Below are 13,661 nucleotides of genomic sequence, written 5' to 3'. Positions count from 1 at the left end.
ACCCCAGCGGCCGGGCGGACATTACAAGGATGTGAGCAGCATCGAGAACGGTCGCGGAGAACGACCTCCCGACACGACAGCGTCAGTACTATTTGCCGACCTGTGGGAGGCGCATGTCGGGCGCGTGCACAGGTACGTGAGTCGTCACGTGGACCCACATATGGCAGACGACGTCGTTTCAGAGACATTCCTGGTCGCCTGGCGGCGCCTCGACGATGTTCCCGAGGATGCCCTGCCGTGGCTTCTTGTCGTAGCCCGGAACACCATGGCCAACTCACGACGGTCGACCTACCGCCGCCGAGCCATGGAGATCGAGCTCGCCCGAGTAGCCCACCTCGCGGAACAGACTCCGACCCCGGGAAGCATCGTGCCCGAACGCGAGCACGTCCTCGCCGCACTCGGACGACTCGCACCGAAGTACCGCGAGGTCGTGCTGCTCGTGGCGTGGGACGGCCTCGACGCCTCCCAGGCGGCACAGGTGCTCGGCGCGAGTCCCGCGGCGGTCAAGATGCGGCTCTCCCGCGCGCGCCGACAGCTCTCGCGCGAACTCGAAGACCAGGCCGAGCCTGCTACAGACAGCCCTCGGCGAGCATCCGGCGCGCTGGCGCCCCACCCGGCCACCACGTTCAACACCGCGGACCTCAGGAGCAGATCATGAGCCGACAGACGACGAGTCACCCGAGCCAGGACCCTCTTGTCGCGATCGCTGCCTACGCGCCGGCGCCGCGAATCCCCGACTCGCTGCAGCCAGTCCGCGATCAGATCCTCCGCGACGGCACCAGGGTCACCACGGCAGCCGCCACCTACACAGCGACCAAGAACACACGCGCTCCCCGTCACCGCGGGGCGCTCGTCGGGGCAGTTGCAACCGGCGCCCTCGCCCTCACCGTTGGCCTCGCTGTCCCGTGGCTGAGCCAAGACGACGCCTACGCCACCTGGACCGCAACACCCACAGCACTGTCCGGTGAGGCGCTTGCCGATGCGGAGACTGCCTGCGACATAGTCGTCCCCGCTCCCGCCGCCACGACCGTGCTCGCCGAGCAGCGCGGCATCTTCACGTTCACGCTACGCACCGACGATCGCGAGGTGATGGACTGCCTCCTGGACGAGGACGGGACCGGCGGCCTGAGCAGCACCAACCTCGATAGCCTGCGGGAGCCCACCAAAGGCGAGGTCACAATCGTCACCTACTTCACGACGTGGAACCCCAACAACGGCCACGCCACCGCCATCTACGGACGCACCGGCGACGAGGTCAGCGCCGTGAACATCACCCGCTCCAACGGCTTCAAGATCGAAGCGACCGTCTCCAACGGCTGGTGGGCAGCCTGGTGGCCAGGAGACACCGACCCTGACGCGACCGTCACCATGCACCACAGCGACGGGACGAGCTCAAAGCCCGTCAACGTCGACGATCCGACGATCCTGGACGTCCAATGACCGACACCCGACACGCTAGCTTCGGCAGTGGTGCGTTGACGGGTCGAGCCCGCCGTGTGTTGTGCCCGGGGAGCGCTCGGCGAGAACGTTGGCCTGCGCGAGGGCTCTGCTTGGCTATGGGACAGGGACGAGAACCGAGGTCAGCGGCGATGCAGCCGCCCATACGAGCAATACGAGGGCAAGCAGCACCAGGGGTATACCGACGCCCGTGAGCGCGCAGGCCAGCGCCTGACGTGGTGAGGGCTGGCCGGAGGACGTTCGGCGGGCAAGGCGGTACGCGCCGAACGCCACCCCGGCGAGAAGGACGAGGCCTGCTGTGCCGGCCACTACGACAAGCTGGTCAGGTTCACCGTCGAGCCAACCGCTGGAGGAGACGAGCCACTTCAGCTCGTAGAGGTACTCATTGAGCGCCCAGCCGAAGAGCGCGGTCGGTACTAGCGCGGCCAGTCCAGTACCTGCGATGAGTCGCCAACGGCGCCTGGTCTGAGGGAGGCTTTGAACTGACGCTTGCTCAACGGATGTCATGGTCGAAACGTAGCAAATCGACCCGCCGATGGAGGTCCTCGTCAGGGAGCCTCGTCTTGTCGACGCCGGGTCTTGACCGCCGGTGACCGCAGTGTTCCGCGACCTCGGTGAGGCGGACAAGGTCCTTGGTCTCGGACGCGTGGGGGCGCCGTTCCGCGGATCTCCACCCCCGCCACTCGCCGACCTCCGGCGTCTCGGGAACCTGTAGCTTTCTGAGACGCGCAGGCGAGCAGTGCTCCGGGCCTTGGCGGGACCGCGATCTCGGGGATGTTGCCGTCTCGGAAAGACGTCTCGCCACGTTTCGTCTCAGGAGGGGTCGCGGAGGGTATTTTCGAGTCAGAATGGGGTCGTGAGGCTTCTCGGATACACGCGTGTGAGCACATCGAGTCAGGACGCGCAGTTGCAGCTCGACGCGCTCGTCGCCGCCGGGGTGCAGAAGCGCGACGTCTTCGCGGACGTCACCTCGGGGAGCAAGACCGCGATCGAGCGGACCGGAATGAAGAAGCTCCTCGAGTACGCCGAGGATGGCGACACCGTCGTCGTCTGGAGGGTCGACCGCCTCGGCCGGTCCCTGATCGACGTCCTCAACACGGTGAACCTGCTGCGCGAGCGCGGCGTGCAGGTCCGCTCGATCTCCGACGGCATCGATCCATCGACGTCGACTGGCCGGCTGATGCTCAACATGCTCGCCACACTCGCCGAATACGAACGCGAACTCATCGTCGAACGAGTCAACGCCGGCATCGCGGCCGCGCGATCGAACGGGACGCGCTTCGGGCGGCCTCTCTCGGACCCCGTTGTGGTCGCGGACAAGCTCGCGATCGCCACCGACGCGCGCGCCCGCGGCCGTACCGCCGAAGATGCCGCCCGTCTCGTCGGGTGGAGCCGCGCGACGCTCTACCGCCACCAGCAGGCCCATTCGGCCCGCGAGAGCGCAGCGATGTAGCGATCGTCGTGGACGGGCTCGAGCGGTGGCGGATCCTTCGACTTCACGTCGAGGACCAGATCCCTCTCGCGGCCCTCGCCCGCGACACCGGTGTCAGCACCCGAACGCTGCAGCGCTGGCACCAGCTCTACCGGGACGGCGGACTCACTGCACTTGCCCCGCGTCCCCGCAGTGATGCCGGGGCGCGACGCACCGCACCGGAAACCGTCGTGTTCATCGAGCACCTCGCACTGACGAAGCCGCGCCCCAGCCTGGCGACCCTGCACCGGCTCACCGTCGCGGACGCCCAGCGCAATGGTCGGCCGGCGCCCAGCTACGCAGCCGTCCGCGAGATCGTGCGCGCCCTCAATCCGGCGCTCGTCACCCTCGCACTGGAAGGGCCAGCTTCCTACCGTGACCGTCACGAGCTCGTGTTCCGACGCCGCGCGGAACGGCCCAATCAGATCTGGCAAGCCGATCACACCGAACTCGACGTCCTCATCGTCGGTGCGAACGGCAAGCCCGACCGTCCTTGGCTGACCACGGTGATGGATGACCACTCCCGCGCGATCTGCGGCTACATGGTCTTCTCCGGAGCACCGTCAGCCTTGAACACCGCGCTCGCGTTGCGGCAGGCGATCTGGCGGAAGACGGATCCGGCGTGGGCGATGTGCGGGATCCCGGACATCCTTCACGTCGACCACGGATCCGATTTCACCAGTCACCACCTTGAACGCACCGCGATCGAGCTACACGTTCGCCTCATCTACTCGATCACCGCTCGACCCCAAGGACGCGGAAAGATCGAGCGCTTCTTCGGCACCATCAACACCGAGCTGCTCACGAGCCTCCCCGGCCATCTCGGCCCGGGAAGTCGCACCCCGCAGCCCGTACTCGATCTCCCGGGCCTTGACCGCGCGGTCGGCGAGTTCATCGCCACCTACAACCACCGCACCCATCAGGAGATCGGCGCCTCGCCGCGAGACGCATGGGTCGCGGACGGCTGGCTCCCACGCATGCCCGACAGCCTCGACCAGCTCGACGGGCTGCTACTCACCGTCCCCACGCATCGCACCATGCAGCGAGACGGCATCCACTTCCAAGGCCAGCGTTACCTCGCGCCCACCCTCGCCCCGTTCGTCGGACACACCGTCACCATCCGCTACGACCCGCGCGACGTCTCCGAGATTCGCGTCTACGACCGGGACACCTTCACATGCGTCGCCGTCGACGAAGCCCACCCCAACATCCGTCTCAGCCTCCGCGACATCGAAACCGCCCGCCGCGCCCGCCGACAGCAGCTTCGCCGCGCGATCAACGACCGCATCCCGACCGTCGTCGTTCGTGCGGAACCCCACGTCGCCGAACCCGCGCCGGCACGACGACGCCTTCGTACCTACGAGGAGGACTGATGAGCCAAGGCTTCATCGTCACCAAAGAGCATCGACGCTTCACCGAGTTCGCGAACGCTGTGAGGAAGGAGCACACCATCGGCATCTGCCACGGCGAGGCCGGAGTCGGGAAGACCAACTCCGCACGCCGCTACGCGAGCTGGGACGCGCTCGAACCGTTCATCACCGAGTGGGGACCGCGCGGGGACCAGGACGCGAAGCACTACGCCCTCGCCAACCGCTCCCGCAGCGTCTTCTACACACCCGAGGTCGCCAGCCGCCCCAAGGACGTCATGTGCGACCTTGGACACTGGGAGAACAAGGTCGGCATCTGCGCCGACGAACACCTTCGCCTCACCGACCCCTGCCTCGCAACCGTCAAGGCGCGCGATTCCACCAAGCTTGTCGAACTCCTGATCATCGACGAAGCCGAACGCCTCACCCCGCTCGCTCTCGAGATGCTCCGCGATGAGCACGACCGCACCCACCGCGCGATCATCCTCATCGGCATGCCCGGCATCGACGAACGCTTCCGCCACTACCCCCAGCTATACAGCCGACTCGGCTTCTCCCACCGTTACCGAGCACTCGGCCGCGACGAACTCCTCTTCGTCCTCGACCGCCACTGGAAGCATCTCGGCCGGACCCTCGATCCCGACGACTTCACCGACGCTCAAGCCATCGCCGCGATCGAACGCATCACCCGCGGCAACTTTCGTCTCCTCGAACGACTCTTCCCGCAAATCAGCCGCGTCCTCAAGATCAACCAACTCGAGACCATCACCGACGACGTCATCGAAGCCGCAGCGAGCGTCCTCGTCATCGGCACCTGACGACACGAAGCGATCACAGAACCCCGCCACGCAGCGACCAACTCCACAAACTGGCGGATCCGCGTGGGCCGGGTTGGAGTATCGGGATGCCCGGTGAGGGATCGGCTAACGGGCGCTGGCCTACCCTGCCTCCTATGAACGAACGACTGGCCCGGGCGCGAGCCGGGTACGACGCCGTCGCTGCGGACTACGCAGCGCTGCTCCCCGACGCGTCCTTCGAAGCGGGCATGGACCTGGCGCTGATTGAGCAGTTCGTTGATCAGCTGCCAGCAGGGGCACGGGTGCTTGATGCGGGGTGTGGCACAGGTCGGATGCTGGGGCACCTTCACGAGCGAGAGTCGTCCTTGCGCCTGGTCGGCATCGACCTCTCATCGGGGATGCTCGCGGAGGCAGCACGACCCACCGTCCCGACGGCGCTGGTGGCAGCCGATCTTGCAGCGCTCCCGTTCGACCAGGACGTCTTCGACGGAGTACTGGCGTGGTACTCGATCATTCACGTCCCCTCTGACGCGCTGGCAGCGGCCGTCGCGGAGATGGCTCGGGTGCTCCGGCCCGGTGGAACCCTCCTGCTCGGCTTCCATGCGGGCACAGGGGAACGGACGATCACGAGCGCCTATGGGCAGCCGGTAGGGCTCACCTCGTTCTTGCACCTCACGACGGATGTCGCCGCGGCGGCGCGCGCTGCCGGGCTCGACGTGGATACCGTGCTGGACCGCGCACCGCGCCCTACTGAGAAGCACGATCAAGGGTTCGTGCTCGCACAGGCGCCGAAGTAGCCCACTCTGCTGCGAGCTGACGTGGAAGTCGAGAATCTGCAGCAGCCTGCCGAAACGTGTCCGCTGGCGTTGCCCAGTTGAGCACTCGCCGCGGGCGCTCGTTGAGGAGTCGTTGGATCCGTTCGAGCTCGATGTCGTCGGTGTCGGTGAGGTTGGACCGTCGCGGTAGGTACTGGCGCAGGAGGCGGTTGGTGTTCTCGTTGGTGCCGCGCTGCCACGGGCTGCGGGGGTCGCAGAAGTAGACGGGGGCGTCGATGAGCGCGCTGAGGAAGGCGTGGTCGGCCATCTCGCGGCCACGATCCCAGGTCAGTGACTTGCACATCCCCGGTGGCACGTTGAACAGTGCGCGGGCGACCGCGATGCTGACGTCCTTGGCTTTGATCCCGTCGGGCAGCGGCACGATCTTCAGGTAGCGGGTCGAGCGCTCCACGAGCGTGGCCACCGCTGAGGGGCGCTTGCCCATGACGAGGTCGCCTTCCCAGTGGCCGGGCTCGAGCCTGTCGGCCACGGTAGCTGGGCGGTGGTGGATGGAGACCATGTCACGCAGCTGCCCTCGCCCGTGAGAGCGCTGGACCATCCGGGGACGGCGCATCGAACGACCCGTTCGTAGCCGCTGGTAGGTCGCCTTCGGGATCGAACGTGACCTCGGCAGGTACACCGCTCGGTAGATCGTCTCGTGCGAGACCCACATGCCCGGCTCATCGGGATGTTCGCGGCGCAACCACGCCGCGATCTGCTGTGGGGACCAGTCCAGCTCGAGCCGCGACAGCACCACGGTCCGCAACCGCTCGTCCCCTGCCAGGCGCGGCACCCGCGGCCGCTTGACCTCAGCCAGGGCGCGCGCTTCCGCGCCCGTCGCGCGATAGGCGCCGCGGCCGCCGTTGCGCGTGATCTCCCTTGACACCGTCGAGGGCGGTCGGCCAAGCCCTGCGGCGATCGCCCGTCCAGACAGCCCACTCGCGATCCCGCGCGAGATCTCCTCCCGCTCCCCAGGACTCAGGTGCCGCAGCGAACGCCTCGGCAGTGAAGGTCGGACCCCGCCATGGCGCAGCAGGTATCGGCGCACCTGCTGCTCCTGCAGGCCGGCCCGATCAGCGATCCGCCGCAGCGACTCACCCTCACCCCACGCATCCCACACCACAACCTGCTCTGGCACCGACAACGACGTCCCAACACTCATCCCGGCCTCCACAACCACGCATCATCCACCCTCGTGGTGCGTTGATCGGTTGAGACCGCCGTCGGTTCTGCGACGTCGAAGAACCTTGGGAGCTTCCGGCAGGAGCGGGGCAGCCGAGTGGCCGGTGGTGAGTGAACAGGGGTGGTCGTCGTCCGGGGATGTCGATCATTGCCGCCTCCGGGAGACGCGGCGCTCGTGAGAGTCAGCTGCTGAGGGTGGTCTCGGTCAGGGTGGTCGCGAGCTGTGTCAGGGCGCCGGGGATCAGGGAGTAGTAGGCCCAGCGTCCGCGCTGCTCGCGGGTGAGGAGGCCGGCGTCGACGAGGATCTTGAGGTGGTGGCTGACGGTCGGCTGGGAGAGGCCGACGGGCTCGGTGAGGTCGCACACGCAGGCTTCGCCGCCCTCGTGAGAGGCGACGATCGAGAGCAGCTGGACCCGGGTGGGGTCGGCCAGCGCCTTGAAGGTGTGCGCGAGGGCGCGGGCGGTCTGGGGGTCCGCCGCCTGCCGGACCAGCGGCGCGCAGCAGGCGGCGCCAGCGGTGCCGGCTGGTGCGAGGGTCAGGTCCGTCGTCGTGGTCATGAACCCATCTTGCCACGTATCGAAGTTTGTGGATACGTTGTCGTCATGGAGTTCATTGATGGTTGTCGATGCGAGGAGTGGTGATGAGCGAGGTCGTGCGTGCTGACCTGCCGGTCGTAGTGATCGGTGGGGGACCGGTGGGGCTGGCCGCTGCTGCTCACCTGCTGGAGCGGGGCCTGGAGCCGGTCGTGCTCGAGGCGGGCGAGGGGCCGGGTGCGGCGGTGGCGTCGTGGGGACACGTGCGGTTGTTCTCGCCGTGGCGCTACGACATCGACGAGGCTGCGCGCCGACTGCTCGAGCCCACCGGATGGAGGGCCCCGGACCTGGACCAGCTGCCCACGGGGCGCGAGCTCGTGGACGAGTACCTGGTGCCGTTGGCCGCGATCCCGGCGATCGCCTCGCGGTTGCGGACAGGGACCCGTGTACTGGCCGTGGCCCGTGACGGTGCGGACAAGACCCGGTCCTTGGGCCGGGAGCGGCGCGCGTACCGGGTGCGGACCGTGGGTGCGGACGGGCAGGTCGAGGATGTGCTGGCCCGTGCGGTGATTGACGCGTCCGGGACGTTCACGACCTCGAACCCGCTGGGCACCAGCGGCCTTCCAGCGGTTGGCGAGGACCAGGTGCAGGGCTTCGTCACCGGCCCCCTGCCTGATGTCCTGGGCTCGCAGCGGGAGCGGTTCGCCGGCCGGCACACGCTGGTGGTCGGGATGGGGCACTCGGCGGCGAACACGTTGCTGTCCCTGGTCGAGCTCGCGGAGTCCGCGCCGGGCACCGTGGTGACCTGGGCGATCCGGGGCGGTTCTGCGCGGCGCCTGTTCGGCGGCGGGGCCGACGACGAGCTGCCCGCGCGCGGGCTGCTGGGCACCCGCCTGCAGGCCGCCGTGGAGGCGGGCCGGCTGACCCTGGTGAAGTGGATCTCGATCGAACAGCTCGTGCCCGGCCAGGACACGGTGCTGGTCCTGGGCCGTTCGCGCGAGGAGGTGCTGGACCTGGACGTCCACGCGATCGTGAACGCGACTGGGTTCCGCCCGGACCTGGACATGCTGCGTGAGGTGCGCCTGGACCTGGACCCGGTGGTGGAGTCCCCGAGCCGGCTGGCCGAGCTCATCGACCCGAACTTCCACTCGTGCGGCACGGTTCCCCCGCACGGGGAGAAGCTGCTCCAGCACCCTGACGACGGGTTCTACCTGGCCGGGATGAAGTCCTACGGGCGGGCCCCGACGTTCCTGCTCGCCACCGGGTACGAGCAGGTCCGCTCGATCGCCGCCGCTCTCGCGGGCGACCGGGCCGCGGCGGACCTGGTCCAGCTGAACCTGCCCGCCACCGGTGTGTGCTCGACCGACCTGGCACTGGAGACCGACGACGAGGTCGGCGGCTCGTGCTGCGGCACAGGAACTGCCGAGCCCCAGCTCGTCACGCTCGGGGTCGGGGCACCGGCTGGGTCCGGGTTCGCTACCGGCGTCGTCCACGGGCGCTCCGGCGACGAGCCGGCGCCGGCGAGCACCTGCGGGTGAGCCTGAACCTGCGCGCAGCGAGCCCCGCCGACGCGGCGGGGCTCGCTCGCATCTACGACCACTACGTCACCACCTCCACCGTGACGTTCGAACTGACCGCGCCTGGGCCGGTCGTGTGGGCGCAGAAGGTCGAGGACTTGGGTTCGGCGGGGTGGCCGTTCCTCATCGCCGAACTCGAGGGGCGCCTGGTCGGGTTCGCCTACGTGGGCCCCTGGCGCCCGCGCCCGGCGTACGCGCACACGGTCGAGGACACGATCTACCTCGACCCGGCCGTCACCGGCCAAGGGATCGGCACCCGGCTCCTGGCCGAGGTCCTCGATCACGCCCAGGCCGCTGGGGCGCGGGAGGTCGTCGCGGTGATCGCCGACGCCGAGACCGCGGCTTCTCTTGCCCTGCACCAGCGGGCCGGGTTCACCCCGGCAGGGCGCCTTGAACGGGTGGGTCGCACGTTCGACCTCTGGTCGGGCACCACGTTGCTGCAGAAGGCTCTGGCCATCGAGTGAACGCATGACGAAGGGCCGGACGAGTATGCGTCCGGCCCTTCGGTGCGCCTGGGGTCAGGCAGTGGCGGGGATCTCGACGGGCTCGACGCCGAGCTCGGTGAGCAGGGTCAGGATGCGGGTGCGGATCTCGTCGCGGATGGGGCGCACGGACTCGATGCCCTGCCCGGCGGGGTCCTCGAGCTGCCAGTCCTCGTAGCGCTTGCCGGGGTAGATGGGGCACACGTCGCCGCAGCCCATGGTGATCACGACGTCGGAGGCCTGGACGGCTTCGGTGGTCAGGACCTTGGGGGTCTGGGTGCGGATGTCGATCCCGGCTTCGAGCATGGCCTCGACGGCGACGGGGTTGATCTGGTCGGCGGGCATGGACCCGGCCGAGCGGACCTCGACGGCCCCGCCGGACAGGGCGCGCAGGAACCCGGCGGCCATCTGGGAGCGGCCGGCGTTGTGGACGCAGACGAACAGGGCGGACGGCTTCTCGGTGGGGGCGTGCTGGGCGTTCATGAGGTCTCTCCAGGCTGGTGCGTGCGGGTCAGGTGGGCAGGGTGAGGTCGGGCAGGAGGTCGGCGAGCAGGGCACGGACCCGGGTGTCGAGCTCGTCGCAGATCGCGGCGACCCCGGTGGGGGAGGCCAGGGCGGGGTCTCCGACGAGCCAGTCCTCGTAGCGCTTGCCGGGAAGGACCGGGCAGACGTCGCCGCAGCCCATGGTGATCACGACGTCGGCCGCGCGGACGGCGTCGTCGGTCAACGGCTTGGGGAACGCGTCGTGGGCGGTGCCTAGGTCGTCGAGGGCTTCGCGGACCCCGGCGTGGATCTCGGCGGCGGGGGTGGAGCCTGCGGAGCGGACGGTGACGCGGTCGCCGGCGTAGTGGCGCACGAGGGCCGCGGCGAGCTGGGAGCGGCCGGCGTTCGCGACGCACACGAACAGCACCTGGGGGCCGCTCGTCGGGTCGCGGGTGATGTCGGTCAGGCGTTGGCGGGCGAAGCGTTCGGTGAGGGTGACCAGGTGGGCGGAGACCTTCGCCGAGCGTGCCAGGTCGGTGTAGGACTCGCGCACGACGCGTTGGACGACGTCGAAGCGCACGCCGGGGAACGTGGTCGCGAGCTCGGTGGCCAGGTGGTCCAGGGCCGGGTCGACGTCCTCGAGCCCGCGCAGCACCTCCTGGGTGACCGATGCCTCGAGGGCTGCGGGGGCGAAGGAGTCCAGCAGGGTGGTCACGGCCGCCTTGTAGCCGGGGGTGATGCGGTACCAGACCCAGGTGCCGCGCCGCTCGGAGGCGAGGACCCCGACGTCGCGCAGCACCTTGAGGTGGTGGGAGACGGTCGGTTGGGACACGTCGGTGAGGGCGGCCAGGTCGCAGACGCAGGCCTCGCCGGCCTGGGCGGTGGCGATGAAGGACAGCATGCGCAGGCGCAGGGGTTCGGCCAGGGCCTTGAGCGCGGTCGCGACGACGGTGGCGATGTCGGCGCCGATGGCGTGGGACTCGATCTGCGGTCCGCAGTCCGCGTCGCGCACCGTCAGAGGCGGGGGAGTGGTGGTCATGGGGTCACCTTCTCGGGTTCGGCCACCGGGGTGGCGTAGGGGTCGACGGCGAACCAGCGGCGGGCGATCCACAAGGAGACGTAGACCAGGCCCACCAGGACCGGGACCTCGATGAGCGGCCCGACGACACCGGCCAGGGCCTGGCCCGAGGCTGCGCCGAACGTCGCGATGGCCACGGCGATCGCGAGCTCGAAGTTGTTGCCGGCCGCGGTGAAGGCCAGGGTCGTGGACTTGGCGTACCCCAGGCCCAGAGTCTTCCCGGTGATGATGCCCACGCCCCACATCACGGCGAAGTACACCAGCAGCGGCAGGGCGATGCGGGCGACGTCGAGCGGGTTGGAGGTCACGGCCTCGCCCTGCAGGGCGAAGAGCAGCACGATCGTGAACAGCAGCCCGTACAGGGCCCAGGGGCCGATCGTGGGCAGGAACTTGTCCTCGTACCAGGTCCGGCCCTTGGTGCGCTCACCGATCAGGCGCGAGGCGAACCCGGCTACGAGCGGGATCCCGAGGAAGACCAGGACGTTGAGCGCGATCTGTCCCATGGAGATGTCGAGGCCGGCGGTGTCCAGGCCGAGCCATCCGGGCAGGATCGTGAGGTAGAAGTAGCCCAGGAGCGAGAACGCGAGGACCTGGAAGACGGAGTTGATTGCGATCAGGACCGCCGCGGCCTCCCGGTCCCCGCAGGCCAGGTCGTTCCAGATGACGACCATCGCGATGCAGCGGGCCAGGCCCACGATGATCAGGCCGGTGCGGAACTCGGGCAGGTCGGGCAGGAAGATCCACGCCAGGGCGAACATCAGCGCGGGGCCCACGAGCCAGTTCAGGACCAGGGACGAGAATAGGAGGTTCTTGTCCCCGGTGACCGAGGCGACCTTGTCGTAGCGGACCTTGGCCAGGACCGGGTACATCATCACGAGCAGGCCGATCGCGATGGGCACCGAGATTCCCCCGACCTCCATCGAGGCCAGCACGTCCGACAGGGCCGGGACGAACCGGCCCAGCAGCAGTCCGGCGACCATCGCGAGCCCGATCCACACCGGCAGCCACCGGTCGAGCGTCGACAGACGTCCGGCGCCCTGGACGCTCGCGGTGGTGGCCGGAGCCGCGGTGCGGCTCATGCCAGGACCTCCTCGATCTCGGCGACCAGCACCGGCTTGGGGCGTCCGCCCACGATCGACTTCACCAGCTCGCCCCCTGAGTAGATGTTCAAGGTCGGGATCGAGACGACACCAGCTGCCGCCACGGTCGCCGGGTTCGCGTCCGCGTCGAGCTTGGCGATCGTGATCCGCCCCTCGTACTCGGTCGCGAGCTGCTCGAGGATCGGGGCGATCTGCAGGCAGGGCCCGCACCAGGTCGCCCAGATGTCGACCAGGACCGGGATCGGGGAGCCCCGCACCACCTGCTCGAAGGTCTCGTCGGTGACGGTCACGGTGCTCATCGAATCTTCTCCAGTGCGGCGGGCAGGTCGTCAGGCTTCGGGACGTCGGGGGTCCCGGCCACCTCGGCCAGGCCCACATCGTCGGCGAGCTCGGTGAGGTAGCGCTGGGCGTCGAGGGCCGCGGAGCAGCCGGAGCCGGCCGCGGTGATGGCCTGGCGGTAGGTGTGGTCGACGGCGTCGCCGCACGCGAACACGCCCTCGATGTTGGTCAGGGTCGTGCGGCCCTGGACCTGGATGTAGCCCTCGTCGTCCAGGTCGATCTGGTCCTTGACGAGCTCGGTGCGCGGGTCGTGCCCGATCGCGACGAACAGGCCGGTCGCGTCGAGCGAGCGCTCCTGGCCGGTGACCGTGTCGCGCAGCGTCAGGGACTCGACCTTGTTCTCACCGTGGATGGCCACGATCTCGCTGTTCCAGGCGAACTCGATCTTGGGGTCGGCCTTGGCGCGGTCGGCCATGATCTTGGACGCACGGAGCTCGTCGCGCCGGTGCACCATGGTGACCTTGGACGCGAAGCGCGTCAGGAACGTCGCCTCCTCGACCGCGGAGTCTCCGCCACCGACGACCACGATGTGCTGGTCGCGGAAGAAGAACCCGTCACACGTCGCGCACCAGGACACGCCACGGCCGGACAGCCGCTTCTCGTCGTCCAGGCCCAGCTCACGGTACGCCGAGCCCGTCGCGAGGATCACGGCGCGAGCGGTGTAGGTCTCGCCGTTACCCGTGACCACGGTCTTGACCGGGCCCTCGAGCCGCAGCTCGATCGCGTCGTCCCACTCGACCTGCGCGCCGAACTTCTCGGCCTGCTTCTGCAGGTTCTCCATGAGCTCAGGACCCATGATCCCGTCGGGGAACCCGGGGAAGTTCTCGACCTCGGTCGTGTTCATCAGCGCGCCACCGGCCGTGATGGAACCGGCCAGGACCAGGGGTTCGAGGCCCGCACGCGCGGCGTACACGGCGGCCGTGTACCCGGCGGGGCCCGAACCCACGATGATGACGTTCCGCACATCTTGTATCGACAT

Annotated in this window: 16 protein-coding genes; 8 read left to right on the top strand and 8 right to left on the bottom strand. The window is 68.9% G+C overall.

Features of this window, described 5'->3' with window-relative positions; all coding sequences use genetic code 11:
- The first annotated feature begins 31 nt into the window (after window positions 1-31).
- Both ACIPWA_RS17865 and ACIPWA_RS17860 read left to right on the top strand, forming a co-directional pair.
- Window positions 32-658 (top strand): RNA polymerase sigma factor, encoded by a 627-nt coding sequence (locus ACIPWA_RS17865; RefSeq protein WP_400291900.1) that lies wholly within the window; start codon window positions 32-34, stop codon window positions 656-658.
- Window positions 655-1,440: a hypothetical protein gene (locus ACIPWA_RS17860; RefSeq protein WP_400291899.1), complete on the top strand. Its 786-nt coding sequence runs from the start codon at window positions 655-657 to the stop codon at window positions 1,438-1,440. Before ACIPWA_RS17865 ends, ACIPWA_RS17860 begins: the two co-directional genes overlap by 4 nt.
- A 114-nt stretch (window positions 1,441-1,554) precedes the next feature.
- Here ACIPWA_RS17860 and ACIPWA_RS17855 read toward each other — a convergent pair whose 3' ends face one another.
- Window positions 1,555-1,965, bottom strand: coding sequence for a hypothetical protein (locus ACIPWA_RS17855; protein ID WP_400291897.1), 411 nt, complete (start codon window positions 1,963-1,965; stop codon window positions 1,555-1,557).
- Window positions 1,966-2,314: 349 nt separating this feature from the next.
- On the opposite strand from ACIPWA_RS17855, the gene ACIPWA_RS17850 reads away from it, so the two are divergent.
- The 4 genes from ACIPWA_RS17850 to ACIPWA_RS17835 all read left to right on the top strand — a co-directional run bounded on the left by ACIPWA_RS17850 (window position 2,315) and on the right by ACIPWA_RS17835 (window position 5,890).
- The gene (locus tag ACIPWA_RS17850) at window positions 2,315-2,911 is read left to right on the top strand and encodes a recombinase family protein (protein WP_400291895.1); all 597 of its coding nucleotides are present in this window, start codon (window positions 2,315-2,317) and stop codon (window positions 2,909-2,911) included.
- 8 nt (window positions 2,912-2,919) lie between these two features.
- Window positions 2,920-4,302, top strand: a complete 1,383-nt coding sequence (locus ACIPWA_RS17845) for a Mu transposase C-terminal domain-containing protein (protein ID WP_400291893.1) — start codon at window positions 2,920-2,922, stop codon at window positions 4,300-4,302.
- Window positions 4,302-5,114: an AAA family ATPase gene (locus ACIPWA_RS17840; RefSeq protein WP_400291892.1), complete on the top strand. Its 813-nt coding sequence runs from the start codon at window positions 4,302-4,304 to the stop codon at window positions 5,112-5,114. Before ACIPWA_RS17845 ends, ACIPWA_RS17840 begins: the two co-directional genes overlap by 1 nt.
- 134 nt (window positions 5,115-5,248) lie before the next feature.
- Window positions 5,249-5,890, top strand: coding sequence for a class I SAM-dependent methyltransferase (locus ACIPWA_RS17835; RefSeq protein ID WP_400291890.1), 642 nt, complete (start codon window positions 5,249-5,251; stop codon window positions 5,888-5,890).
- On the opposite strand, the gene ACIPWA_RS17830 is transcribed toward ACIPWA_RS17835, so the two are convergent.
- Entirely contained in the window at window positions 5,841-7,070 is a 1,230-nt protein-coding gene (locus tag ACIPWA_RS17830) for an IS30 family transposase (protein WP_449870967.1), read from the bottom strand. The genes ACIPWA_RS17835 and ACIPWA_RS17830 overlap by 50 nt on opposite strands.
- A 202-nt stretch (window positions 7,071-7,272) precedes the next feature.
- On the bottom strand, window positions 7,273-7,647 hold the full coding sequence (locus ACIPWA_RS17825; RefSeq protein ID WP_400291886.1) for an ArsR/SmtB family transcription factor: 375 nt from the start codon (window positions 7,645-7,647) through the stop codon (window positions 7,273-7,275).
- Between the two features lie 83 nt (window positions 7,648-7,730).
- On the opposite strand from ACIPWA_RS17825, the gene ACIPWA_RS17820 reads away from it, so the two are divergent.
- Both ACIPWA_RS17820 and ACIPWA_RS17815 read left to right on the top strand, forming a co-directional pair.
- Entirely contained in the window at window positions 7,731-9,161 is a 1,431-nt protein-coding gene (locus ACIPWA_RS17820; RefSeq protein ID WP_400291885.1) for an FAD-dependent oxidoreductase, read from the top strand.
- A complete protein-coding gene (locus ACIPWA_RS17815) occupies window positions 9,158-9,664 on the top strand; it encodes a GNAT family N-acetyltransferase (RefSeq protein ID WP_400291884.1) in 507 nt (168 codons plus the stop codon). The genes ACIPWA_RS17820 and ACIPWA_RS17815 overlap by 4 nt, the downstream gene beginning before the upstream one ends.
- A gap of 54 nt (window positions 9,665-9,718) precedes the next feature.
- Here the strand turns inward: ACIPWA_RS17815 and ACIPWA_RS17810 are convergent, their stop codons facing one another.
- From ACIPWA_RS17810 to trxB, 5 genes are read right to left on the bottom strand one after another with little or no spacing between them, the layout of a single operon-like run.
- Window positions 9,719-10,165 carry an arsenate reductase ArsC gene (locus tag ACIPWA_RS17810; RefSeq protein ID WP_400291882.1) on the bottom strand — a complete coding sequence of 149 codons (447 nt, stop codon included), beginning with the start codon at window positions 10,163-10,165 and terminating at the stop codon, window positions 9,719-9,721.
- A gap of 28 nt (window positions 10,166-10,193) precedes the next feature.
- Window positions 10,194-11,204: a metalloregulator ArsR/SmtB family transcription factor gene (locus ACIPWA_RS17805; protein ID WP_400291881.1), complete on the bottom strand. Its 1,011-nt coding sequence runs from the start codon at window positions 11,202-11,204 to the stop codon at window positions 10,194-10,196.
- A complete protein-coding gene (gene arsB, locus ACIPWA_RS17800; protein WP_400291880.1) occupies window positions 11,201-12,322 on the bottom strand; it encodes an ACR3 family arsenite efflux transporter in 1,122 nt (373 codons plus the stop codon). Before arsB ends, ACIPWA_RS17805 begins: the two co-directional genes overlap by 4 nt.
- Window positions 12,319-12,642, bottom strand: coding sequence for a thioredoxin (gene trxA / locus ACIPWA_RS17795; RefSeq protein WP_056651677.1), 324 nt, complete (start codon window positions 12,640-12,642; stop codon window positions 12,319-12,321). The genes arsB and trxA overlap by 4 nt, the downstream gene beginning before the upstream one ends.
- Window positions 12,639-13,661 (bottom strand): thioredoxin-disulfide reductase, encoded by a 1,023-nt coding sequence (gene trxB, locus ACIPWA_RS17790; RefSeq protein ID WP_400291879.1) that lies wholly within the window; start codon window positions 13,659-13,661, stop codon window positions 12,639-12,641. Before trxB ends, trxA begins: the two co-directional genes overlap by 4 nt.

The organism is Oerskovia enterophila (genome assembly GCF_044748475.1).
Lineage (GTDB): Bacteria > Actinomycetota > Actinomycetes > Actinomycetales > Cellulomonadaceae > Oerskovia > Oerskovia enterophila.
This window is presented reverse-complemented; position numbering and strand designations above follow the sequence as displayed.

What these genes read in the sequence shown, in the direction of transcription:
- ACIPWA_RS17860 (WP_400291899.1), top strand. Translation starts at nt 655, where the DNA reads ATGAGCCGACAGACGACGAGTCACCCGAGCCAGGACCCTCTTGTCGCG.
- ACIPWA_RS17855 (WP_400291897.1), bottom strand. Translation starts at nt 1,965, where the DNA reads ATGACATCCGTTGAGCAAGCGTCAGTTCAAAGCCTCCCTCAGACCAGG.
- ACIPWA_RS17840 (WP_400291892.1), top strand. Translation starts at nt 4,302, where the DNA reads ATGAGCCAAGGCTTCATCGTCACCAAAGAGCATCGACGCTTCACCGAG.
- ACIPWA_RS17835 (WP_400291890.1), top strand. Translation starts at nt 5,249, where the DNA reads ATGAACGAACGACTGGCCCGGGCGCGAGCCGGGTACGACGCCGTCGCT.
- ACIPWA_RS17830 (WP_449870967.1), bottom strand. Translation starts at nt 7,070, where the DNA reads ATGAGTGTTGGGACGTCGTTGTCGGTGCCAGAGCAGGTTGTGGTGTGG.
- ACIPWA_RS17825 (WP_400291886.1), bottom strand. Translation starts at nt 7,647, where the DNA reads ATGACCACGACGACGGACCTGACCCTCGCACCAGCCGGCACCGCTGGC.
- ACIPWA_RS17820 (WP_400291885.1), top strand. Translation starts at nt 7,731, where the DNA reads ATGAGCGAGGTCGTGCGTGCTGACCTGCCGGTCGTAGTGATCGGTGGG.
- ACIPWA_RS17810 (WP_400291882.1), bottom strand. Translation starts at nt 10,165, where the DNA reads ATGAACGCCCAGCACGCCCCCACCGAGAAGCCGTCCGCCCTGTTCGTC.
- ACIPWA_RS17805 (WP_400291881.1), bottom strand. Translation starts at nt 11,204, where the DNA reads ATGACCACCACTCCCCCGCCTCTGACGGTGCGCGACGCGGACTGCGGA.
- arsB (WP_400291880.1), bottom strand. Translation starts at nt 12,322, where the DNA reads ATGAGCCGCACCGCGGCTCCGGCCACCACCGCGAGCGTCCAGGGCGCC.
- trxA (WP_056651677.1), bottom strand. Translation starts at nt 12,642, where the DNA reads ATGAGCACCGTGACCGTCACCGACGAGACCTTCGAGCAGGTGGTGCGG.
- trxB (WP_400291879.1), bottom strand. Translation starts at nt 13,661, where the DNA reads ATGTCGATACAAGATGTGCGGAACGTCATCATCGTGGGTTCGGGCCCC.